Source organism: Thermodesulforhabdaceae bacterium (genome assembly GCA_037482015.1).
Classification (GTDB): Bacteria; Desulfobacterota; Syntrophobacteria; order Syntrophobacterales; family Thermodesulforhabdaceae; genus JAOACS01.
In genome coordinates this window covers 767,791-792,431 of record JBBFKT010000001.1, presented here as the reverse complement: position 1 = coordinate 792,431, position 24,641 = coordinate 767,791, and the positions used below count along the sequence as shown (strand labels likewise).

The 24,641-nt window shown below is 44.0% G+C and carries 17 protein-coding genes, 2 tRNA genes and 1 riboswitch; of the genes, 7 read left to right on the top strand and 12 right to left on the bottom strand.

Annotated elements, in window-relative coordinates; genetic code table 11:
• The first annotated feature begins 392 nt into the window (after positions 1–392).
• Complete coding sequence (locus WHS38_03700; GenBank protein MEJ5300071.1) at positions 393–1,295, top strand: glycosyltransferase family 2 protein; 903 nt, start codon at positions 393–395, stop codon at positions 1,293–1,295.
• A gap of 164 nt (positions 1,296–1,459) precedes the next feature.
• A tRNA-Ser gene (locus tag WHS38_03695) sits at positions 1,460–1,551 on the top strand.
• Between the two features lie 58 nt (positions 1,552–1,609).
• On the opposite strand, the gene WHS38_03690 is transcribed toward WHS38_03695, so the two are convergent.
• The 8 genes from WHS38_03690 to queD form a co-directional block, all read right to left on the bottom strand.
• On the bottom strand, positions 1,610–2,422 hold the full coding sequence (locus WHS38_03690) for a cytidylate kinase-like family protein (protein ID MEJ5300070.1): 813 nt from the start codon (positions 2,420–2,422) through the stop codon (positions 1,610–1,612).
• Between the two features lie 51 nt (positions 2,423–2,473).
• The gene (locus WHS38_03685; GenBank protein ID MEJ5300069.1) at positions 2,474–3,295 is read right to left on the bottom strand and encodes a 4Fe-4S dicluster domain-containing protein; all 822 of its coding nucleotides are present in this window, start codon (positions 3,293–3,295) and stop codon (positions 2,474–2,476) included.
• Positions 3,296–3,421: 126 nt separating this feature from the next.
• A tRNA-Ser gene (locus WHS38_03680) sits at positions 3,422–3,515 on the bottom strand.
• 167 nt (positions 3,516–3,682) lie between these two features.
• Positions 3,683–4,414, bottom strand: coding sequence for a hypothetical protein (locus tag WHS38_03675; GenBank protein MEJ5300068.1), 732 nt, complete (start codon positions 4,412–4,414; stop codon positions 3,683–3,685).
• 120 nt (positions 4,415–4,534) lie between these two features.
• Positions 4,535–8,329 carry a cobaltochelatase subunit CobN gene (cobN, locus tag WHS38_03670; GenBank protein ID MEJ5300067.1) on the bottom strand — a complete coding sequence of 1,265 codons (3,795 nt, stop codon included), beginning with the start codon at positions 8,327–8,329 and terminating at the stop codon, positions 4,535–4,537.
• Between the two features lie 111 nt (positions 8,330–8,440).
• Positions 8,441–8,632, bottom strand: a riboswitch (cobalamin riboswitch).
• 145 nt (positions 8,633–8,777) lie between these two features.
• Complete coding sequence (locus WHS38_03665) at positions 8,778–10,136, bottom strand: glycosyltransferase (GenBank protein MEJ5300066.1); 1,359 nt, start codon at positions 10,134–10,136, stop codon at positions 8,778–8,780.
• Positions 10,137–10,393: 257 nt separating this feature from the next.
• Positions 10,394–11,677: a DUF2333 family protein gene (locus tag WHS38_03660; GenBank protein MEJ5300065.1), complete on the bottom strand. Its 1,284-nt coding sequence runs from the start codon at positions 11,675–11,677 to the stop codon at positions 10,394–10,396.
• A 37-nt stretch (positions 11,678–11,714) separates the two neighbouring features.
• A complete protein-coding gene (gene queD / locus WHS38_03655; protein ID MEJ5300064.1) occupies positions 11,715–12,107 on the bottom strand; it encodes a 6-carboxytetrahydropterin synthase QueD in 393 nt (130 codons plus the stop codon).
• A 470-nt stretch (positions 12,108–12,577) separates the two neighbouring features.
• Between queD and WHS38_03650 the strand changes: the two genes are divergently transcribed.
• Complete coding sequence (locus WHS38_03650; GenBank protein ID MEJ5300063.1) at positions 12,578–12,790, top strand: hypothetical protein; 213 nt, start codon at positions 12,578–12,580, stop codon at positions 12,788–12,790.
• Positions 12,791–12,835: 45 nt separating this feature from the next.
• On the top strand, positions 12,836–15,508 hold the full coding sequence (locus WHS38_03645; protein MEJ5300062.1) for a pitrilysin family protein: 2,673 nt from the start codon (positions 12,836–12,838) through the stop codon (positions 15,506–15,508).
• Here the strand turns inward: WHS38_03645 and WHS38_03640 are convergent.
• Together WHS38_03640 and WHS38_03635 are read right to left on the bottom strand one after the other, a co-directional pair.
• The gene (locus WHS38_03640; GenBank protein MEJ5300061.1) at positions 15,481–16,461 is read right to left on the bottom strand and encodes a radical SAM protein; all 981 of its coding nucleotides are present in this window, start codon (positions 16,459–16,461) and stop codon (positions 15,481–15,483) included. The genes WHS38_03645 and WHS38_03640 overlap by 28 nt on opposite strands.
• Positions 16,451–16,888, bottom strand: a complete 438-nt coding sequence (locus WHS38_03635) for a MerR family transcriptional regulator (GenBank protein ID MEJ5300060.1) — start codon at positions 16,886–16,888, stop codon at positions 16,451–16,453. The genes WHS38_03640 and WHS38_03635 overlap by 11 nt, the downstream gene beginning before the upstream one ends.
• A 295-nt stretch (positions 16,889–17,183) precedes the next feature.
• On the opposite strand from WHS38_03635, the gene WHS38_03630 reads away from it, so the two are divergent.
• From WHS38_03630 to WHS38_03620, 3 genes are read left to right on the top strand one after another with little or no spacing between them, the layout of a single operon-like run.
• Positions 17,184–18,026 (top strand): universal stress protein, encoded by an 843-nt coding sequence (locus WHS38_03630; protein ID MEJ5300059.1) that lies wholly within the window; start codon positions 17,184–17,186, stop codon positions 18,024–18,026.
• A gap of 11 nt (positions 18,027–18,037) precedes the next feature.
• Entirely contained in the window at positions 18,038–20,383 is a 2,346-nt protein-coding gene (locus WHS38_03625) for a PBP1A family penicillin-binding protein (GenBank protein ID MEJ5300058.1), read from the top strand.
• Entirely contained in the window at positions 20,380–21,783 is a 1,404-nt protein-coding gene (locus tag WHS38_03620; GenBank protein ID MEJ5300057.1) for an FAD-linked oxidase C-terminal domain-containing protein, read from the top strand. Before WHS38_03625 ends, WHS38_03620 begins: the two co-directional genes overlap by 4 nt.
• Before the next feature lie 14 nt (positions 21,784–21,797).
• On the opposite strand, the gene WHS38_03615 is transcribed toward WHS38_03620, so the two are convergent.
• The gene (locus WHS38_03615; protein MEJ5300056.1) at positions 21,798–23,273 is read right to left on the bottom strand and encodes an Rne/Rng family ribonuclease; all 1,476 of its coding nucleotides are present in this window, start codon (positions 23,271–23,273) and stop codon (positions 21,798–21,800) included.
• Entirely contained in the window at positions 23,270–24,622 is a 1,353-nt protein-coding gene (locus WHS38_03610) for a CoA activase (protein ID MEJ5300055.1), read from the bottom strand. Before WHS38_03610 ends, WHS38_03615 begins: the two co-directional genes overlap by 4 nt.
• Positions 24,623–24,641 lie beyond the last annotated feature (19 nt).

Genomic DNA, 24,641 nt, shown 5'->3' with positions numbered 1-24,641 from the left:
AAAGAGGTTATTCAAAAATTACCCTTATTTAGGATCTTTTTGCCCCCACGTTTTGAGAACGTCGGAACAAGATCGTCAAAGTAGCGCCTCATGAGTAGGAGCATGATATGTCATTGTGATATGCCCCTAAGATAGGGAAACCGCCATGGTTATCATGGCGGTCTCTTCTGAACATCCTTAGTTCATAAGAATGTTGTTAGCAAATTCCCACTATATGTAAGGCCAAGTTGTAACGTGCTCTACCTGTCTCCCTTTTAGGACTGATATCCGGTAGAACCTATTGGTGCTCTTTGTCATCAACAAATGATTTTCCGATTGTGTTCCAGATCGTATTTTTGGTATGTTTGAAGAACCTGATAATCAATCACTCAAAGTTTTAAATAAAGTAAGACATGGAAAAAGAAAAAAAACCGCCAAAAGTAGGAGCCATAATTGTAACCTATAAGCCAGATCTCGAAGTTTTTAGAAACTGCATCGAAAGTTTAATACACCAATGTCGGAAATTATATGTAGTCGATAATACTCCAAATAGCTACTTAAAACCAAAAATCTTCAATAACCATGAAAATCTGGAAATAATTTATCTAGGAACAAATCGTGGAATAGCTTGTGCTCAGAACGTTGGAATAAAAAAAGCGTTAGAAGAAAAAATAGATTATATACTGATTTCCGATCAAGATACAGTTTATCCATCTGATTTCGTGGAAAAAATGATGGAATGTTTTAAAGAAAAAAATGTGGCCGCAGCTGGGCCATTATTTGTAAACATGCACACCGGTAAACTAGAGGGTTTTGTTATAAGAAGTAAATTCGGTTTCAAAAAAATATATCCTGCTTTCGGAAAACACGAAGTTTTTCACTTAATATCTTCTGGCACTATTATAAACGCAACATGTTTAAATGATGTAGGGTTGATGATGGAAAAGTTATTCATAGACTGGATAGATATGGAATGGTGCTGGAGAGCAATAAAAAAGGGATATAAAATCGTCGGCAACGCAGATGTGACGGTCCAACACAGATTAGGAGACAGTGCCGCCAAAGTCATGTGGAGGTTTGTGTATCAAAGATCTCCTACCCGTTCCTACTATATAACGAGAAATGCGGTTTTTCTTTCCTTTAGGAATGATAATCTGGACTTACAATTTAGATGTTCAATATTTTTGAGATCCTTTAGATATCTATTTGGCTTCCCATTATTTGTGAAACCACGACTTGAGAATCTTAAATACACTCTGAAAGGTTTTTACCACGGCGTAATCGGAAAAATGGGAAAACTCGATGAAACTCCTTAAGGTTTCTAAGAACAACCACCCGGATGGGATGATACTTGAAAAGAATCGAAAAGAGAGCTTTAGAAAGTCCCTTTTTGGATGGGATTGACTTTCGGTGAGTTTTAAATTATTAAACAACCTGTCCTGTTCTAAGTTAATCATGAACAGCGACGAGTTTTCAGTCCGGAGGGATGGCCGAGTGGTTTAAGGCGGCGGTCTTGAAAACCGTTGTCCCGTGGAAGCGGGACCGTGGGTTCGAATCCTACTCCCTCCGCCATCTTTATCGTTAAACCGCCGCCAGCAGAAAACTTTCAAGGCTTATTTTAATTACGTTGTTATCTCTTAAATATAGTTGCTGGAGATATACGAATCCTGACTTCTCTCACTCCAGGAATTTTAAGGCAAGTTTCTTCAAGTTGGCGTTTCAGATCGGTTTCATCTACTTCCAGAGGCAAAGTTGTATGCACCGTAGCTACTCCGCTTTCATAGTTAACTTCTGCGTCGGGACGAAGATGGACAATAGCAGCCTTTATATCTGCTGCCATAACCAGATTATCCATCATCATCTGTGATTCTGGCGTCGTCTTAAAAGCGTCCATAGACACAGTATGGCAAATAATATCCACAGCATCGTCCACTTTGAGCTTTTTTATTCTGATAACAAGATCGTAAAGGTGTGGATCGAATGTATCAATGCCATAAAGTCTTTGGCTCCATTTTCTCCTTTCTTCATCAATCTTCGTTAGCTGTTTAATGGCTTCATCTCGGGAAACTCCATCCCTTTCCATAACCAGTTTTATTCTCTCCTCCATGTCAGCTATGATTCTTACTTTGAGAACGTGAGGAACATTTTTCACAAAGAAGTGACCTGCAAAACCATGATAAACAACATTGTCCCTCTTAAAATGTCTAAGGATCGCCGCTTGAATATAAGCTATGTATTTCTCTCTCCCGTAAGTGATACTATCAAGCCAAGATGGAGCATCTTTGATAGCATGAATAAGTTTTACCTCAGGAACATTAAACTGTCTGGAAGCTTCAATTAGGACTTCTCTAGAAATAACCTCATACCCAAGCTTCTGCCCCACTTTCTCAGCAATTTCTTTTCCGTGACTGTAGGATCCCCGGGAAATGGTTATTATAGCCATAACAGCCCTCCTGAAAATTGTTATACCATTCGTTCTTGCCCAACATCTGGCCTACTCACTAAAAAGCTCAACTATATTTTTATGATATATTCTGTAGAGTTCCCCGTCCAGAAATTCCCATCGGCGAACAGAATTATTATCCACAATCTTCTCCGCTACTGCATATTCTCTAAGAAGTTTCATTATCCAAAACCCATTTACCTTTTGAGGACAAACATCCGCACATCGTCCACAATCTATGCAAAGCCATATACCTGGTTCTGAAGCCGCTTCCCTTATCAGCCCCCATCTGACCATTCTAAAAACTCTAAAAGGACTTAAAATCCAGGTTTTTGCCGAAACAGGACAGGCGTTTGTGCAAGAGCCACAGGCAAAACAGCGCCTTAGATTTGTTGAAAAGTCGAAATATTTCAGGAACAACCGCTCCAGTGAAGATCTCGGTGGATAAAATTCCTGAACATCCATAAACCCTTCACTGACCAGATTGGTTTTACTTTCAGCTTGATTCCATACATCAACAGGGGAAATTTTTTCCTCTCGAAACACACCTTCTATGAGCCAATACCTTGCCTTTTGTAACCTTATCTTAAGATCTCTTATGGAAAGATATAGTCGCCCGATCCTGTGAGATTTTTTCTCAGCTAGATGATATTTTAACTTCTCAATAACTTCAAAAGGCTTAACCCCCATAGGACATCCTCTTCCACATCGACCGCATCGAACACAATACCAAAGTTCCGGAAGGATGGATGCTTCATCGTCGTATCCTAACAGATGAAATCTAACAATTTTTCTTGGAGAAAGCTGCTTACTTCGCCTGTTTATTGGGCATTCGGCATCACAGCTTCCACAAGTATAACATAGGCTAAACATATTGGACTCCTTAAGCTTTTTAAACTCATGAAATACTTAAACTTAAGGATAAGGATTGAAAACATCTCCATACTTAAAGAAACCTTTCTAAAATCTATGGGGTTAGGGGATGGTTTCAATATCAGATGGCGGAGAGAGTGGGATTCGAACCCACGGTCCCGCTTTGGGCGGGACACTCGCTTAGCAGGCGAGCGCCTTCGACCTACTCGGCCATCTCTCCTAACTGCCAGGTAAGGTTGCTCTTACCACACAATCTTGAAATTCGTCAAGTTATTTGCCCAGGGCTGTTCGAAAAAGTAGAAGCGTGACGTGCTGCTTTTTGAGAACACACATGACTTCTTAATCAGTAATACACAGCACAACACGCTCCCGAATAATTAAATCCGCTTAACGTTTTCTAGGGCGCCTTGGAGCAGGCAGATCAACCTTGAAAATGAGAGCGGCGAAGGAAACCACAAGGCCTATCATGCCCATCAGGCTAAGGATTTTCGCGTTATACATGCCCCCAGGAAAGCTAATACCTAAAACACTGTCCCATCTGCCAGCTTTGGCAAAATATTCTCTTGCTACTTCGTTTTCACCTCTAGCCAGAAGTATCTCGCCCATAAGCCTATAAGCCTGGCTGGAAATTCTGTCATGATGATTTTCTCTAAGCAGCATTTTCAGATCACTTATAGCATTGTCGTATTTCCCAAGACGTGCGCTAGCAATAGCCCTGTTCAATCGAGCTTCTCTGTTTTGATTATCCAGATCAAGCGCTATTGAAAGATCATCCAGAGCTTCATAATATTTCTTAATAGCTATAAGCGCCTTGGCTCGCATAGAACGAATCTCACTTCCGTCCAGCCCATTTTCGATGCACACCGTTAAGTCCTCTACAACCTCTGGATACTTGCCCTGGTAGTATAGTATAAAGGCTCTATCTCTACGAGCCTCCAGCATATTTTTGTCCATGGCAATGGCTTCATCGTATATGGCGAGCTTTTTAAACATAAAAGATTCTACTTGTGCTTTCTCATAAAGTTCCTCGGCTTTCGATACTCCCCATCCTTGAAGTGTCTGGCAAAGGATTAACGCGAAAACCGTCAAAACACCTAAGACCATCTTTCTAATCTTCATTCGAACCGCTACCTCCCGCACACCAAAATTAACGAACACGCTTTTTTCTATACTTTTATATCGTATGGCAAGTAAAAAATAATGACCCAAATTTAAAAGTGCGAGAGATAGACAAAAAATTTATTCACTACGATCACTCCATTCTTCTATCTCGCCCTCCATCTCGAGCAAAATCTCCCTTAGCTTCTCTTCCATTTCCGGCGATGCCTTCCACATATTTCTAGCAATAGCCTCAAGTAATTTATCCAGGATATTCTGGAGCGCAAAAGGGCTTACTCTCTTCATCCACTCACGCATAGCTGGATCCAAAGCATAGGTTCTTGCAATTTCTTCATACATCCAGTCTTCCATAACTTCCGCAGTAGCATCCCACCCAAAAACAATATCAACCACGTGAGAAATGTCGCCGGCCCCCTTGAAGCCATGCCGCTTCATTCCTTCGAGCCATTTAGGATTAACAAGTCTGGATCTCAGCACATGTTTTGCTTCTTCCTGAGTAGTTCTAATCTTAATGCGCCTTGGATCAGCGCTATCTCCCATGGTAGCAAACGGCAGGAATCCTCTAACAGTCTTCACCGCTGCTATAAGTCCGCCATAATAGTTGTAATAATCAGTACAGGACATCATATCGTATTCCCGAGAATCTTCATTCTTTACCGTTGTATCAACCCGAGACAATACTTTTCGGAAGGTCTCCTGCCTGGCTTTGCCATAGACACCTCTACCATAAGCATGAGAAGAATACCTGATGTAGATATTTCCCAAATCTTCCTGAGTTTTCCACATCTTAGACTCGATAAGTTCCGCCACTCCAGCTCCATAAGTTCCGGGAGGACAACCGAACACTCTGAGCGTGGCCTCACGAAAGGCTTCATCACGATTCATGCCCCTTGCGAGATATTCTCTCATATCTTGCTCAACATGCCTCAACAGAAAGTTCGATTCCGCTGTCTCCTTAAGAGTTGCTACCATCTGAACAGCTTCATCTATTCGTTCAACAAGGTTTGGAAAGGTATCTCTGAAAAGCCCACTTATTCTTGGAACCACGTCGATTCTCGGGCGCCCCAGTTCCTCGAGAGGTATTACCTCAAGCCCTATCACATTTCCGCTTCCCTTCTGCCACACCGGTTTCACGCCCATAAGATAAAAGATTTCCGCAATATCGTCCCCTCTTGTCCTCATCGTAGAAGTAGCAAAAACCAGAATACCCACGCTTTCGGGGTAGTTTCCTTTTTCCTTAAGGCAGCGTTCCAGCAGAGCTTTTCCCAGTCTAACACCAACTTCCCAGGCTGCCGGAGTTGGGATCTTGTTAGGATCAACTGAATAAAAATTTCTTCCCGTGGGAAGTATGTCTGCCTGACCTCGAGTTGGCGCTCCCGAAGGTCCAGGAAGCACAAAGCCTCCAGAAAAAGCACTAAGACATGAATTAATCTCCTCGCGGCAGGCTCGAACATTATCAACCAAAGTCCCGGCTATGTAAGAAAGCACAGCTTCAACTTGAGAAACTCGCTTTCCAAGAACCTGAGTGGTAACCCTGGGAACAGCTTCAAGAGAAAAATCCTCAACTTGAAGCCGACGAACCAATTCAAGGGCTTTTTCATGAGCAATGCGTAAAATCTCGGCCCCGGTCTTTCCGCCAAAGCGCCCGAGACGTTTACCTCGGTTTTCTAAAACATCGTCGTAATCAAAGCCAAAAAAAGAAATAATCGATTCCCTGAGAGATGGTACATCACCGTTTGGAAGACGAGTAAGCTGAACGAGAAACTCTGCAAGTCGATCTCCTTCAGGAGGAACCCCCATCACGTGAAGCCCGTCGTTGATCATTGTATCGCTCAGTTCACCGAGATAAGCGTGAAGCTTTTCGAGGAAGCCGTCAAAATCCCTGAAGGCTTCTTCTTTTGTTATGGCGAGATCCTTTTCCAGATGGGCTTTCTCTACAGCATCCCATATCATGGGACGAAGGACTTCCTGCTTAGCTGGATCTTCCGTTGAGGCAATTTGATAGTCCGCCACGAGTTCCTGAATTTTTGCAAGATCGTCGTAAAGATCAGCGTTGGTCATAGACGGTGTTAGATGGTCAATTATGCAAGCGTAAGAACGTCGTTTCGCCTGAGTTCCTTCGCCGGGATCGTTAATTATGTATGGATAAACATTGGGAAGTTCCATTATGGCGAGATCAGGATAGCATTCTCCAGAAAGCCCAACAGACTTTCCAGGTAGCCACTCGAGAGACCCATGTTTTCCAACATGCACAACAGCGTGAGCTCCAAAGATATCCCGTATCCAGCGGTAGTGAGCCAGGTAGTGGTGCGGCGGAGAAAGATCCGGACTATGGTATATTTTCTCAATGTTTTCCAATCTGCCCCGAGGTGGCTGAATTGTAATAAAGACATTTCCGTTGATTAATCCAGAGAAATACATCTTGCCCCCATGCACAAACAGATCACCTGGAGGATTGCCCCAATCGGAACGCATCTTTTCCTTAACGGATAGGGGAAGCTCGCTGTGCCAGCGGCTTATATCCTCCGAATTACCAAAAGCTTCGGCTCTTCGTGCCATCTCCTCTATAGGAAGCCATCGCTGGTCGCATGTCATACGAGAAAGGAGTTCCTGAGCCAGTTCATCGCCATCAGAATAGGTGCGATCAATTCTGTAGCCGGATTCCTTCATTCGATCGAGAAGTTTTTTAACGCTTGCAAAGCTATCGAGTCCTGCAGCACACCCTATTCTATCGTTTCTGGGAGGATAGTTGTGAAATACTATGGCGACCCGACGTTCTTCTACAGGAGTCTTTTTAAGACGAGCCCAATTAAGAGCTAGCCTCACCAATTTATCAACCCGATCAGGTATGGGCTTGAATTTAACAATAGCTGCACCTGTGATGGGATCAATAGATTCTTCTTCTCTCGTGGCTACGGGAACCGTTATAAGAGTTCCATCAAACTCAGGCTGAGCCACAGAATAAGCAACGTCCATTATGGAAAGTCCCTGAAGAGACTCCTTCCAGAAGGAAAAAGGTGCCATGGAAGTAATTGCCTGGATGCAGGGAACATTAAGCTGAGGGAGGATGGAGCGATGGTCAGGTGACGCAAGTGTTAAGGAGAAAAGAAGAGGATTTATAAGCACATCAATGCGCGGACGGTCGCCGTCCATAAAAAACATTTCTGCTACTTCCTTGGCTCCACGATTTCCACGCTCTTTATCACGATACCGAAGGTGAAAAACGGGTATCACTACAGCACCGTGAGCCTCGGCAGATCTGATGATAGCATCGACAAACTCAAGGTTACCATTAAGCCAGTAACTTTGATAAAACCACAGTCCAACGGTAAACTCGGGAGAGAACCTGAAACACCCTCTGACAACATCAAGATAATCCTCGAGAGATGTAACACCTGGAAAATCAGGGTGATAAATGCCCTCTTCTGGCGGGCGAACAGGTGGTGAGCATGGAAGATCTGTTCCGAAAAGCCGATTGTGAAGGAATTTTAGAAGTTCTTCTATGTTAAAGGCGCCGCCATAGTTCAGGTATAAATTTACGGTATCCCAGGTGGGGTTTCCAAAGTCTGTGGAAAATTTTCTTGCAGCTTCCATGGCATCTTCGTCCATTCCTCCTACGGGTTGTAGATGAAGGTAAGGACGTTGACCATAGGATCGACCTTCGGAGAAGGCCTCGGCGAAAATAGGAAAGGCAGGGAAAGAAGCCGTCCCTCCATGAAAAGTTATTATAACTGCATCGGCATCTAAAGCGTTGCGAATGAAGGCTTCCCTTGCGGACTGGGTGAGGAGTTGTCCCTGAGTTCTGGCATAAACATCTATCTTTCCTCCGAAGGCTTTGAACCGTCTCACTCCCTCGCTCAGGGAAGGTATATCCGTGGCGGTTGCGGAAAAATAACAAAGTCTGTAAGGTCTCATGATTTGTCTCCTCTAAAACAAAAAATCCCGAATCATGCCCATGATCCGGGATTTCCCTTTTTATCCTCGGATGGTTTTATTTATCGCAGTTAGGGCTTTTCTCCCCCCGCCCTAGCTACAGCCTACTCAGGCAGGTCTTCTGGCTCTCGGATCATCCTCCGGCTGCGCCTTCCCTTCCCGATTAATAGGAAAGTGGCTTATCTTGCAACCTTCGTCCCCGATCACAGCGATGGGCTCGCCCTCGACTTTCACGAGGTTCCCTATTATGCTCCTTCATGGAGCACCTGAGTAGTTCACGGGAAATTCATATCAAAGAGGGTAAACAGTGGTCAATATTCATAAGACAAATTAATCTCAACACAGAGACACAGAGTCTGGGCACAGAAACTTTGGTTACCTAAGGAAATAAACGATAAAGGAATTTCTTGGTAGATAGTTCAACTCGAGCTTAAATTCTTCCGAAATCATCCTCCACTCTCTCTATGTCGTCCTCTCCAAGGTAATCTCCTCTCTGAATTTCAATGAAAACAACATTTCCCTCTCTCGCTTCTATTCTGTGGAAAGCAAAGGGGGGAATGTCTATTGACTCGCCTACGGAAAGAAGAATTTCCTTTCCATCAAGGGTGCAAGCAGCCCTTCCTTCAACAATATACCAGTGTTCCGATCTTCTCTTGTGTCTCTGGTAGCTAAGCCTGCATCCTTCTTTTACTTCTATTCTCTTTACTTTGTATCCTTCCCCTTCCTTGAGAACGATGTATCTACCCCAGGGTCTAAAGCCTCGCTGTCCTTTGCCCAAACTTCCGTCGGCAATCTTTTTATAAACTTCTATATATTTCTCAACCATCCTGTCTTTCGTAAATTTTTCTTCCACATGAGACCTGCAGCGAGTTCTTCTGATCTGGGGGATCCTTTTCACCGCATCCATTGCCTCATCCACATTTTCAACAATAAAGCCCGTTTCTTCGTGGATTATGATCTCCGGGATAGCTCCTCTTCTAAAGGCAACCACAGGAGTGCCTGAAGCAAGGCTTTCAATGATGCTGACCCCAAAGGGCTCTTCGAAATTTACAGGATGAAGGAGAGCGTAAGCAGAGGAAAGAAGTTTTGCTTTTTCAGGAAAACCTACGTTCCCGATATATCTTACTTTTTCTCCGTCTATGTGAGGAAGAACCCTTTTTTCAAAATACTCCTCATCCTGGATAATTCCCGCAATTATCAAGGGCATGCCGACTCTCTTTGCAATTTCTATAGCTTCTGCCGTGCCCTTTTCACGATGGATTCCTCCAAAGAAAAGCAAATACTCACCAGCTTTATCGCTGAATGTAAATTCAGAAAGGTCTATACCAAGGTAGATTGTTGCAATGTAGTCCAGTTCGGGATTTTTATCGGCTTCACTTATTGCTACGTAAAAGGTCTTCCCGTTGTATTTTTTATAGACGGGAAGGATCTTCTTTGAAGAAAATCCGTGAATAGTAGTTACAATTGGGGTGCTTATGAGGTCAGAGTAGCAAAGAGGGGGAAAATCGAAATTGTTGTGGATGATGTCAAAATTATCTGCTTTTTCCATTAGATTAGAGATGTGGAGATATTCTGCCACCTTTGGGTCTATTTCTTCATCTTCCTCGTAACCTCTTTCAATAACAGCTTCAAGTTTTGCCTTAGTAACCGAATTTTTTGTAGCAAAGAGCGTAACATCAAAGCCTCTCTCCACCAGCCCTTCTGTAAGGAGAGAAACAAACTGTTCCCATGGGCCATAGTGAAGAGGTGGTGTTCTCCGTGCGCAGGTGCTCAGAATTGCTATCTTCATTTTAGCTCCTCAGGTCCAAAATAGATTTTTTGTTCAGGTTTTAAAGAAGACAAGACACTGTTAAGTTAGAAACACCCTCTAAATCTTAAATTCTTAACAAGAAGTAAAACCTCATCATCTACCAAATCGCCCCCTGAACTGAATAAAGGATCAGGAGAATAGGGACACATCAGTGTTAGGGAGGAGCAGATGGATTCTTACTTTGCCTCTGGTAACATCCATCTCTCCCCTACCCTTCGTCCATTAACCAACTTATCTTAGAACCTGCTCATAACCGTCATCAAATGAGCCACTTCGCTAAGCGGAGCATTAAGGTTAGCTCGATGGTTTGCAAACAATCCATCAAGATCAGAATCCAAGATGATCCACGGATCTATCTTTTCCGCACGAGAAAGCTCATAAAGGATTTCGTCCATAATTTCAGTGGCGTTTATAATCGCAAGCTGTTCTTTAAAGCCTACTCTCACAACTTTGAGAATTTCAAACATCACGTGAGCCACACCTTTAGCGTAGTAAAAATAGTCGTCCACTTCAAACCAGCTCACAGAACGTCCATCCGGATGCCGATCCATAATTAGAGTTCTATTAACATTGCCCAACAGGTCGTTGTAAGAGACGATAAGAGATATCAGGTTATCGACCCGGTAGTAAAACCTGGCTTCTCCTCGCTTAAGCTTTTCCAGGAATCGTTTTAAATGCCCCACCGCCTCCCCGTAAGATGCCTCTGCTGATGGAAACCAAAACAGAGTTGGCTTATTCATAAAAAGGTTAAGACCATCCTGAAGGTCCCGATCATAGGCGTCTGCTTCACCCATTCGAGTAAGGCTGTCCTTAAGCCGAAGAGTGGTAAAGCGTATAGCCTCCAGAACCCCGAGTTGGTAGTTATTAATATTGTCAGTAAACCGACCAATTATCAAATCATTAGGTCGCCATCCAAGAAAACGTCCCTTTAGTTCATGTTCCATAAGGCGAATCATTACTTCCACGAAGGTAACACCCGGGATGGGATCAATTTCCGGTAAACCAACGTGTTCCCCTGGTTTACCTTCATGTAGCGCTGTAACAGCAGGGAGACGGGGAGAAATCTCTTTTGGTGATGGAACTCCCGGAACCGCAGGTTTTTCAGGAACAATCTCTTTCTTTTCTTCCACGCCTCTTAAGGCTTCCCCGGGAGAGGGTTTTTCCACAGCCCCGGGAACCGACGGTTCTATTTTTTGTTGAACCGGCCCTCTTTGGTTCTTTTGAGTTTTGGAGCCTGGTAGAGTATAGACCGGAGCAGGATATGAAGGACCTTTTCGAATTTCACCGATCTGCGGTTCTTTAGTCTCGGATGCTTCAGGAGTTCCAGGTTTTTGAATTTCGGCTGGCTTGGGGGCTTGAGTCTGAGCAGTCGGGGCTGTACTTAACTTACCTTTTAACGATTCCATACGGCTCTGGGCAAAAAACACTATAACCACCAAAACAACAGCTGCTACAATCCCTATAGCCACAGGCCGTCCGAACTTCTTTAAATATTTCTTTCCATCGGTTCCCTGTTCCATCTTCGACTCCTTTCACCCATTCGGATACGGTTATCAGCTAGCTTACAAAACCATAATATGTAGCACAGGAATTGGGTGATTCCCATGCGGACACACTATAAACCCAGAAATTGTATCCTTCAAAACGTTTCGACAGTCTTTGAAAAATGTAGCGCGCAATATTTTCAGAGGAGGGGTTTCTTTCTTTAAAAGCCGGTAGCTCGTTAAGAAAAGCGTGATCCAGTTCTCCAACAATTTCTTTCGTAGCATCTTTAAGTTCGGCAAAATCAAGAAGTATTTCACTCTCGTTAAGCCTATGTCCTCGAACCACTACTTCAACCTTCCAGTTGTGACCATGAAGGTGTTCGCACTTTCCCCTAAAGTTCCTTAATAGATGAGCTGCCGCGAAATCGCAAATGATCTTTACTTCAAAAAGTTCTTTTTTTTCCATATATGTTCGCTCCTTCCCGATAGAATTACTGGTTTGACAAAAGCTCCTCCCATGATTGCATCTTGTCTAATCAAAATAAGTCATATCTGTCAATGAAACAGGTAGGATGTTCCAAAACTTCCCTTATGGGGTGGCAAGAGGTGACATATCCATATAAAACGCAAGGATGAAATTTAACCTAGAAGACCTTCTTGGACAGATAAAAAACAACTACTAAATATGTGATTCGCATGAGTGTAGGGGCGACGCATGCGTCGCCCCTACTTGTGAGCCTACTGCCAGGAAAACACTATCGAATGCCCCCATGGAACATGGTATGGAATCTAACCCACAATGGTAACCATGATTCTATAGACTCATTAATTTCATCCATCACCCGGTTCTCTTTCGCTATTGACATAAAGCCAACAATCGCTAGGCTAAAGATGTATCCAGTCTATTGTAATAATCTTGAAGGAGGGGAATGTTCCATGAACGACGACCTTGAGAAAAAACTTCAGGAGGAATATGAAAAATCTCGCCAACTTGCTCTCCGTCAGTTCAGAAAGGATGTATCAGCATTCAAGGAGCGGCGACGCATTGAGTTAGAAGATCTTCTAAGGATAGAATTAGAAAAACCGGAAGACATCAGGGACGAAGAAAAAATCCGCTGGCTCCAGGAAGAACTTAAAAATACCCCCTAGTTTTTCCTTGATTAACGCTTACGCTTTTATTTGAGAGGATAAGTAATGGCTAAAAAATGCGTATTTTTGTGTATCCTTTTTCTATCAATTTTCTTATGGCAACATCTTTCATTCGGCGAACTATCGCCCCTAGTTGACCAGCTTTTGCCTTCTAAATCTTCCGATGACAAATTCGTGCGATTAAAGAATGGTCTTACTGTGCTCATCAGGTCAGACGATTCAACCCCCGTAGTCTCAACCTATATTTTGGTAAAGGCGGGGTCTATCTATGAACCAACACTCTCCGGCCTTTCTCATTATCTGGAACACGTGGTCTCCGGTGGATCTACCAAATTTCTAAAAGAAAGCGACATACGCCGGAAAATAGAACAGATGGGGGGCGCAGCTAATGCCTTCACGTCTCACAACCGGACAGTGTATTACATAAACACCACCAGAGAACATTACCGTGAAGCCATAGAACTTCTATTGAGTTTCGTCCACGACTGTGCCTTCGATCCAACCGAGGTTGAACGTGAAAAGGGCGTAATAATGGAAGAAGCTCGCATGCAAGAAAACGATCCAGGGAAGCAGCTCTGGAACCTTTTCTTCGAAACGGCCTATCAAAAACACCCTGTGCGCTATCCGGTGATTGGACGTATGGACGTTTTTGCTCGGCAAACTCGAGAAGATTTAATCCGATACTACGAAAACCGATACATTCCTGCCAACATTGTGGTTTGCGTGGTGGGGCCTGTCCGGCCTGAGGATGTAATTTCTCTCATTGCTGAAAAGACTTCCGACTGGGACTACACTCCCCCCGAAGAAACTGTTCTACCAGAAGAACCGCTCCCGGTGGCCAAAAAGCAAGCAGAAAAGGAACTTCCTTTTGTGGACCAGGAACGGATAATGGTTGGTTTCCCTTCCGTTAATTTATCTCACCCCGATGTTTACGCTCTTGATGTTCTTGCAACCATAGCAGGAGAAGGTAACTCCAGCCTTCTCGTTAAAGAATTAAAGGAAGAAAAAAGACTTGTTTCAAGCATTTCGGCTTTTAACTGGACTCCATCTTATGTGCGAGGACAATGGATAGTCTCTCTAACGCCTGTTCCTGGAAAAAGAGCAGAAGCAATGGAAGCACTGGAACAGGCTCTCCATGCTATTGCCGACCAGGGGGTTTCGACGGAAGATCTGGAAATGGCAAAAAGAAAAACAATCAGCCAGCACATTTTCGAAAGAACAACATCCTCGGGTCAGGCTTTATCTCTTCTTTCCGGCTTTAATGAAACCGGGGATCCCTACTTTGACGAAGCTTATGTTGAGAAAATCAAAGCTGTTACAGTTGAAGAAGTTCAACAGGTTGCAAAAAGGTACCTTCGCTGGGATCTGGCAACTATTGCAGCGGTAAAACCTCCATCTGGTTCTACAAGCAACAATAACATTCGGAAATCTACAGGGGCTTCTCCTCAAAATTCCAATGAACCGTTGATAAAAACGCTTTCTAACGGCCTAAGGGTGATACTAAAACCTGACCACAAACTCCCCATAGTGGCTATAGAACTTCATGGGCTGGGAGGACAACTACTTGATCCTTCTGATAAATCCGGTCTTTCTCACATAACCGCATCGCTTCTCACAGCCGGAACAGAAAATTATTCAAGAAGCGACATATTTCGGATAATCGAATCCAACGGTGGAAAAGTAAGCGCCGGAGCCGGGCGAAACAGCTATTCTGTTTCTATGAAAGTGTTGGCTGATAACCTTCCCCAGGCGATCGATATACTTTCCGAAATGGTTTCTAAGGCAACTTTTCCCGAGTCGGAACTGGAGAAAAAGCGTCAGGAAACTCTTTTGGCTATCGATAGAGCGAAGGAAAACTGGCAGCAAGAGCTTTCCATTATCTTTCACGAGCACTTTTTCAAGGAGCATCCTTACCGATTCTACCATCTTGGGAGCAGGGAGTCTGTCTCTAAATTAACCAAAGCCGATGTGGTTGAATGTTACCATCGCATGGTTGTGCCTGCAAGAAGTGTGCTGGCAATATTTGGTGACTTTGATAAAGAAGAAGTTCTAAAGCTTCTGGAAGAGAAGGTTGGTTCCTGGAAGCGGAAAGCTCCACCATTTCCTTATCCGCCAAAGACCGAGTTTTCTCCTCAGACAAAAGATTCATCCATTGTAGTAAAAACTTCTAAAACGGCTCTGGGGATCATGGTTGGAACATCCGGCATTGAGATGAATGATCCCAGAAGGGCAATTCTGGATGTCATAGATGCCAATATATCCGGCATTGGTTATCCGAGTGGAAGACTGCAGGAAGCGCTCCGTGGAGGCAACCAGGATTTGGTCTATGTTGTCCACGCCATTCCTTTTTACGGGATAAAGGGGGGATATTTCACTGTGATAGCTCAAACCGCTCTTGAACATCGAGAACGTGTAAAGGCTATCATCTTTCAGGAACTTCAAAAAACAGCAACAAATTTAATGACCCCACAGGATATTGCTACTGCTAAAAATATCATTCTAACCATGGAAGCGCTTTCTCTTGAAGATATCAGCGATCAGGCAAGAGACGCTGCCTTGAACGAAGCTTTAGGTCTGGGATGGAATTTCCGAAAGAAATTGCACGAAAAGCTTGAGCAGGTTACTCCTGAAGACGTCATGAAGCTAGCAAAAGATCTTTTCGAAAAGACTCTAACGGTAGAGACTATTCCTCAAGGCAAGGCAGAAGCTAAAGAATAAAAAAGCTTACCGTTTATATCATGAATCAAGAGCCTATGGCGCTCTTTAAGGCTGGATATGACGTGGCTCGCTTCTTCAACCGAAACCCCCAGGCTATCGGCTAGATCTTCTAGAGAACAGGGACGACGTGCAAGGAGATTAATAATCTGGGCTTCAAGCTTCTGGAAAGAAATTGTTTTTTTGTGAGTTGATCCTTTTTTTGAGTAATCTCCCACTATGGAAGAAGGAATACCTTTCAAATAGTCGGCACACAGCTTTAATTCTTCAGGAGAAAGCCCTTGCAAATTTGAAATAGTTCCCGGGCGAGCCAGAGTGGTTAAATCGACCATGTCCGGTTTTATATGGCAAATTATGTTGGCTATTTGTTCAAGATGTTCGGGGGCATCGTTTATCCCTTTGATAAGAAGAACCTCCAGACGATAATGTCCATGGTATTCTTTTCTAAAAGCGATAAGTCCCTCGACCAACTCTTCCCAGGTTAGAGAAGGATGAGGTCGGTTAATCTTTCTGAAAAGAGCCTCATTGGGAGCGTCAAGCGATGGAGATACGATATCAGCCTTAAGAAGAGAGGTTCTTACTGAAGGATCCGAAAAGAGCGATCCATTTGTCAGAACAGCCACGGGATAGTGAGGAAATTCGCGCTTTATAAGATCGATAAGATTACCGATTGGCTCGTAAAGGGTCGGCTCGCCCGAGCCGGAAAAGGTAATCACATCAAATTGTGGCTGGAATTCCCTGATGAAAGTTTTGAGTATGGAAAGGACTTCGGCTGGAGATGGCTCAGAGAATCGATCCAGAGTTAAACACTCTGTTGGACCGCATTCGCAGTAGATGCAATCAAAAGAACACATTTTGCATGGAAGCAGATCAATCCCTAGGGAACGTCCCAATCTTCGAGAAGGCACGGGTCCAAAAATGATGGACCTGGAAGGAGCCAGGGAATTATTTCTCATCGCATTTAAATTTCAACACGTGGTGGATCTTATTCTTATACACGTCACAATCACTACAATCGAGACCTTTCTGGCGGCAAATCTGGGGTTTAAGCTCCCAACAAGGTATAGAAAAATTCAGCATGGCAGGACATTTTTTTCTGGTTTCTTCGTCGCAATTTCTTATTTGCCAGCAAGGCACCATGGACAGGAGTTTTTTTATGCCGGCTATATTTAGACCATCATCCGATATAAGTTTTCTAAGGCAACGAAGCCACTGCAAGTCGGCGTTGGAGAAAAATCGCTTTCCTCCTCTACGAGGCGGTTTAATCAAGCCTTCTTGTTCATAGACTCTAATTGTTCTAGGATGAACACCTATGAGTTCTGCCACAACTCCTATCGGATAAATGGGCTTATTGGGATCTATATCTGATTTAGAATGAACCATAATACCTCCTTGGTACAACATTCACAAAATTAGGCTGAACATTGTCCTTACATTTCACCTAATCATATGATTGTCTATTTTTGTTGTCAACTTACAAAGGAGGGTGTTCTAAAAAACCACCTCACGGACATCTATTATGGAGATATCTGGCTTGATCGGGGTAGTGTTTCATTATTACTTGACTAAACACTATGAAATAACCGAAATCGTTTAACAAAATACAATAGCCATGCTATGAATATTTTTACCTACGTATCGATCATATAATCAAAAATTAACCCGGGAGGTCATCTCAATGGTTGCCGCACAGCCAGCACCGGAAGTCCTTAATAGGCACCTTCTTGTAACAATAAGCAATGAACCGAGTTGTTTTTATGGGGTTCGCTTCGTTGTGTCTTTTTTCTCCGTCAAAAAAAACATTAATGTAACTCTTTTCTACGTGGGGTCTTCTTCTAAAGAACCCAATGATGTTAACCGCCGGGAAGCTACGGAAGCTCAGAAGATGGCATTAGATTTACTTACAATGTCAGGCTTCCCAGAGAAAAACATTACAATGAAAATAGCAGAAAAACGTTTCGGTATAGTCCAGGACATAGTCAGAGAAGGACACGAAGGACTTTACGATGCGGTTGTCCTTGGACGTCGAGGTTACCTGGCCTTCGAAGGACTACTTGGAACAAGCACAAGCCGTGAAATACTTGAAGCCAGAATAGATTTCCCCGTATGGGTATGTAAAAGCATTACTTTACCACACCGCCATATCATTGTGGCTACAGATGGATCAGAAGCAAGCCTAAGAATAGCAGATCACGTAGGATTCATGATTAAAGACGAAGATCACACAGTCACGGTATGCCATGTTGGTAGCCCATCGGAACAAAGTGAAAGAATCATAGAAGAAGCAGTTGAAGCTATACTGGCAAACGGGGTAGAAAAGGAACGTATCACCACAGAAATTATCCAGGGAAAAAAGCCCGCAGAAGCTCTTCTTCAAAAGATGAAAGAGTCCAACGCTATTGCTATGGCTATCGGTAGAAGCAAGGCAAAGGAAGGAACTCTTAGGGGATGGTTAATGGGATCTTGCAGTTCTAAGATTCTCTCTGACTTTGAAGCGGGAGCACTCTGGATCAGCAAATAAAATCAAAAGAGATGTCATCTTTCAAACTTTTCAAACCGAAAAGATCAAGGTTTTTCTATGTCCTTATCGGTTGGACTTTATCGGTTCTGGTGATAGTAGCTGGAGTTTTTTTCTACTTCGCATGGCAGGTGGAAAAGCGCTTTTCGGGTCAAAAATGGAGTATTCCTTCGTATGTTTTTTCGGACACAGTGATTCTCTTCCCGGGTCAACCTTTAAGTTTAGAAACCTTTTCCCGTATGTTAACCCGACGTTTCTATCGAAAAAGTCTAGCTCAACCATCAAGACCAGGCGAATATTGGATTGATGCATCTCGAGGGGAATGTATAGCATGGTTTCGTTCATTTAACTTCCCGGGCAAAAACATACAGGAGCGGCGACTCATCTTTAAGATAAAAAACAACATTCTCACAGAAATATCCTCCAACGAAGAAAAACTTCCCTACTGGGAACTCGAACCGGTCGAACTCGCAAGGCTCTTTGGACGTGACAAAGAACAACGTATCCTTGTGAACATCCGTAGTGTCTCCCCTTTCCTAAAAGACGCTGTGGTTGCCATAGAAGATAAGCGGTTTTACGATCACCCTGGCATTGACTTTATCGGCATTGCAAGAGCTCTATGGACGGATCTTCGAGCTAAAAAAATCGTTCAGGGAGGATCTACAATCACTCAACAACTTGTAAAGAACTATTTTCTGGAACCGGAAAGAACTCTTAAGCGTAAAATTCTTGAAGCAATCATCTCCATCGTCATCGAATTGCGCTACAGCAAGGATGAAATTTTAGAAATGTATCTAAACGAAGTTTACATGGGACAAAGGGGTTCTGTGGAAATTAGAGGGATTGGGGAAGCGGCGAGAGTTTATTTCGGTAGAAATGTCGAAGACTTGTCTCTTACAGAAGCGGCCACTCTCGCGGGCATGATCAAGGCACCCAATTTCTACAACCCAACTCTTCATCCAGATAGAGCTAAAACTCGCCGGGATATCGTATTGGAAGCCATGGCTGAACAAGGGAAAATAGATCAGGAAACGTTAAAGATAGCTAAAAGTCAGCCACTTGAAACTTTCAAAGGATTTAACATCCCACTTAAACAAGCTCCCTACTTTGTTGATCTTGTATTTGAACAATTGAAGCAACTATATGATCCTAAAAGCCTTGAAAGTGATGGATTAGCGATCTACACAAGTCTAATTCCAGAAATAGAGGAAGAAGCCGAACAAGCTTTAAGAGCCGAACTTCAAAAGCTCGAAACATCTCTCTCTGCCCTTAAGGAATCTGATGCCGAAAATATACTCCAGGGCGTTATTATAGCCGTTCAGCCAAAAACCGGTATGGTAAGAGCTCTGGTTGGAGGGAGAGACTATTCGACAAGCATGTTTAATCGGGCAACTAAAGCAATGAGACAGGTAGGTTCTGCCATCAAGCCTTTCATTTATTTGGAAGCTATTCAAAAGGGCTGGACACCGGCAAGCTGGCTTGATGACGAACCACTTACAATACCTATAGCTGGAACACCCTGGACACCAGAAAATTACTATCGTAGATTCCGAGGGCGAGTCACCCTCAGGGAAGCTCTCGAACAATCCTTGAACGTTCCCACCGTTCGCCTTGCGATGGATGTAGGGCTTGAAGATATAATTTCTTTTCTTAAGAAAATTAACATTTTCGACCAGATGGAACCCTACCCTTCCATCGCCCTTGGAGCCCTGGAAACAACCCCTCTTCAACTCGCCTCTGCCTACACGGCTCTGGCTAACGATGGCGACAAACCCTTTCTTATCACAGTAAAGGAAGTTTACGATGCCCAGGGAGTGCTTCAAGAACAGCACCACATGGGATGGATTCAAATTGCATCACCTGCGGAAACCTTTCTTGTCACCAGTATGCTTGAAGGCGTTGTGCAAAGAGGCACCGCCAGGTCTCTTGCTTCAATGGGTATAAACTTTCCATGCGCCGGAAAAACGGGAACCACAAGCGACTACCGTGATTCCTGGTTTGTTGGATACACCACTGATATGGTTTCTTTAGCCTGGGTGGGATTTGACGACAATCGCTCCACAGGACTTTCTGGAGCCACAGGAGCTCTACGGGTGTGGGCAAGATTTATGAAGAACATCTCCTATTTTTTGAATCCTCAGCCCTTCCAACCACCATCAGGGATTGTAACCAGAAGTGTATGCTCTCTGTCGGGGGCTCTTGCTATTGACCAGTGCCCATCGGTTTATACAGAATATTTTATCGAGGGACGCGAACCCACAGAACTATGCCCCATACACGGGCAAACCATGCGACCCGTCGAAGAAAATGCAGAACATCTTAATAATCAGCAAAAAGGAGAAAATAATCCTCAACCATGACTGATCTAAAAAGATTTATATCTCGATGCGCTGAAATAGTTGGAACGTCCAATGTGCTTCTGGAACCCGAAGACAGACTGGCTTACGGATACGATGCCAGCAGACTCGGAGCGATGCCTTTATGTGTGATAACGCCCGGTTTCACTGAAGAAGTATCCAAAATCCTTGCTGAAGCAAATCGGGAGCGTATCCCCGTTTACGCTCGCGGTGCAGGCAGTGGTATGGTCGGAGGAGTTGTTCCTACTCAACCGGGGATAGTCCTTTCTACAGAGCGGATGAACCGTATCATTGAAATAGACGAAGATAATTTCACGGCTTTCGTCGAACCTGGAGTCATTACCGGATCACTTCAAAAAGCTGTAAAACGTCTCGGCTTATTCTATCCCCCGGATCCATCGAGCCTGGCTTTTTCAACTATTGGTGGCAATGTAGCAACCGGTGCTGGAGGTCCCAGAGCGGTCAAATATGGTGTAACGAAAGATTATGTGTTAGGTTTAGAAGTAGTTTTGGCATCAGGAGAAGTCATCTCAACAGGCAAAGCAATTATAAAACGATCCGTGGGTTACGATTTAACTCGCCTTATGGTGGGATCGGAAGGCACCCTGGGAATTTTTACCAAGATTTTACTCCGGCTCATCCCCGCACCTACCGCAAGTTATCTTCTATTTGTGCCATTCCGAGGAGCAGAGCAAGCCGCCAAAGCTGTTGTCACCATCCTTAAGCACCGCATACTTCCGTCAGCTATAGAATTCATGGACGAAGACGTGGTTTCTCTGGTTGCTCCCCATTCACCCGTTCTCATTCCCCCGGAAACAAAAAGTCTTCTTCTTATAGAACTTGACGATCCTGAAGGACTTCTGGAAAAAAACACCAACGCTGTGCGTCAAATATGCATCGACCATGGGGCATTGATGGTAATGATTGCTTCCGATGATGCTGAAATCGATGCTCTATGGGTGGTCAGGCGAGCAATTTCGCCTAGCCTTGCCAAAATTCGCCCGGCGAAAATCAACGAGGATGTGGTGGTTCCCCGGTCTAGACTTCCAGAACTTGTAAACACTGTAAAAGAACTATCTAAGCGGTTCGGCATACCCATTGTAAGCTTTGGACATGCTGGTGACGGTAATCTTCACGTAAACATCCTTTACGATCCAAAAAATGAAGCTGAGCAAGAATCAGCACGAAAAGCCACAGAAACTCTCTTTCGATCTGTGCTTAACCTAGGTGGGTCTATTTCTGGTGAACACGGTATAGGAATAGCCAAATCTCCCTTTATAAGGTGGGATATTGGAGAAAGCACTCTTGAAACTATGTGGCGAATAAAATACGCTCTAGATCCCAACAATATTCTAAATCCAGGTAAGATTTTCGTCCCTAATCGAGCTTTTCTGGAACGTTAGAATTTCTTTCATTTCTATTTTCCATTCATCTCTTCCACGATACCTTCATCCTGCCGAAGCGAAGGATCGCCTTCAATGAATATGCTAACCTTGTATCTTTCCTCCAGATCCATGATGTCCGGACGCTTTCTGTTTAGGAGATAGAATGCCACTTCCGGAGCAACTTTTACTCGTAACTTCTTGACATCATCTTCCATAGCAAGCTTTGTCCAGATTTTACGAAGGAATGATAAAGCTGCTGCTTCTGCCGTCTGCACCATTCCTGTCCCGTGGCATTGAGGACATTCCTTGTAAGATCCAAGCTGGACGCTCATTCCCAGATGCTGGCGGGACATTTCAAGCAGGCCAAAGCGAGAAATCCTTCCAATAGTGATTTTCGCCTTATCTTTTCTGGTAGCCTTCCGAAGTTCCTGCTCAATTTTTGCTTTTTTAGCCGGATGGAACATGTCAATAAAATCTATAACGATCAATCCACCAAGATCTCGAAGACGAAGCTGACGCGGAATTTCCGCCGCCGCTTCCATGTTTACCCGGAAAGCCGTCTCCTCGATGTCTTTGTCCAGGGTTGCTCCACCTGAATTTACATCAATTGCCACCAGAGCTTCCGTCGGTTCTATGATGAGATAACCTCCGGACTTAAGGGGCACTCTTTTATCGAATATCCGCTCGATCTGATCCTCAATTCTATAATACGTAAAAAGCGGCGTGGTATGGCGATACAGTTCAACACAATTTTGATGTTTTGGGCTTATAATTCTAAGAAAGTCTTTAACTTCTCGGTAAACATCCTTTTGATCTACCACGATTCTTTTTATATCGGGTGTGAAGTAATCCCTTATGACACGTATCGCTAAACCCCTTTCCTGATAAATAAGGGATGGGGAGGGTTGAGTCGCCGCCTTTTCTCGAATGCTTTCCCAAATTTTTAGAAGATATCGCAGATCTTTCAGAATGTCCTTCTTTGTCTGATTTGCTGCTGCCGTCCGGACGATAATACCGAACTCTTCTGGAACCGGCATCTCGTAAGCAATAGCTCTGAGACGTTCTCGCTGTTCTTCATCGGCAATTTTTCTAGAAACCGCTCTCTGGTTGCGTCCAGGCATCAACACTACATATCTTCCGGCAAGAGAGATATAAGTTGTGAGAGCGGCTCCTTTAAGGTTTCCTCCGTCTTTTGTGACCTGAACGAGCACTTCCTGACCCGGCTGGATCAAGTCTTGAATGCGAGGCTCTCCGACGGGATCCTGGCAAAAATACTCTGGATGAATTTCATCCAGAGGCAGGAAACCGTTACGTTCAGCGCCATAACTCACGAAGGCAGCCTGAAGAGCCGGTTGCACCTGTTCTATGATACCTTTGTAGATATTACCCACAGAGGTGGCTCTGGATGTAGTCTCAATGAAAAAACCTTCAAGGCTGGAGCCTTCAACCAGAGCTATACGAAATTCCTCTGGATGAATAGCATTAATTAACAGAATCTGATTGCTCATGCACTCTTTGCCTTTTGAACCTTTCTCTGAGCTGCTTGATAAAGGAAAGTTCTGATCGCCATTTCTCTATTAGGTTGCACCGAATCATCGTATGCCACATCCAGGTAAGGAATGCGGTGTTTTGCAAGGATCGGCCTAAGTATAGCCGCACACACCGTGCTGGGCATACAGGTAAAGGGAAAGACATTCACAATGCCGTCAAATCCTTCAAGCACGTATTCTATAGCTCCGCCGATACTCAAAGCCGCTTCTGTACCTATCTGGAAGGAAAATACACCGTAACGCTTCAGATGGCGCTCAATGGTCCAAACAGAATGATCCGGTTGAATGTCAAGCTTTGCGAGAACCCGGTCATAAACCTGCTTTTGTCTAAGGAGCTGATATCCAACTTCAAGTCCCTGAGCCAAGAGCTTTTTGGCGAGGGGAAGCAATTTTTGGCGATAGCCAAAATGCCAGGCGAGTTGCATTTCACGCCCGAGTTTTCTCAGCCCTTCATAGCTTACGAAATTAAACCACTCGGCGAGAGACGAATTGACTACTTCTCCTCCAAATCGTTCAATTTCTAAAATCAGATTTTGATTCGCCCCTGGATGAGTTCGGAGATAAATCTCGCCTACAATACCTATTCTTGGTTTCCGGGGAATGTTCGGGTTAATAAGAAACCTGGCTTTGGTCGCCGTATCATCCACTATTTCATACATTTCCTTAAAAGGAAGTTCCATCCCTTTCTGGGATAAGAGAACTTCGAGCTTTCTCACGGCTTCTTCTATCAGCCTGTTGGTCGCTCCCGGAATTCGCTCGTAAGGTCGAACTCGCCAGGCAATACGATCAAGAACGTCAACCACAATCATTCCCACGTAGGAAAGTTTTTTGAAAACAGATGCTTCTTCGGGGGGAAGAATCCCATCGGTTGAATAGGCATCGGCGGTTGAAAGATAAGCGATTTTGACATCGGCAAAATGAGGAAAACGATCCAGGACAAGGCGCTGGAATTTATTATACATGCCAAAACGACAGGGGCCATCAGCCTCCGGCATGAAATAAACATAATCCTCAGGATGAAAGTCTTTCCCTAACCGCTCTCTCTCACGAACTAGATGATAAAGCACATCACCAAGAGTTACCTGACAGGGGTAGCATTCCTTGCCCGAAGTAAATTCCTTTCCAAGGTCCAGTCCTTTGCAGGTTTCCATCACCTCTGCATCTACCCCAAAGGCTCTAAAACACGCCGCAAGCATACGAGCTCCTATGGGCGCCATATCCGGAATGAGAAGCTTTTTGCCTTTTAGATTAAACTTTCCTATTTGATCGGTTATACGGCGAAAGGTTGGATGTTCCACCACATTCATGGCTTATTGTCCCTTTCCA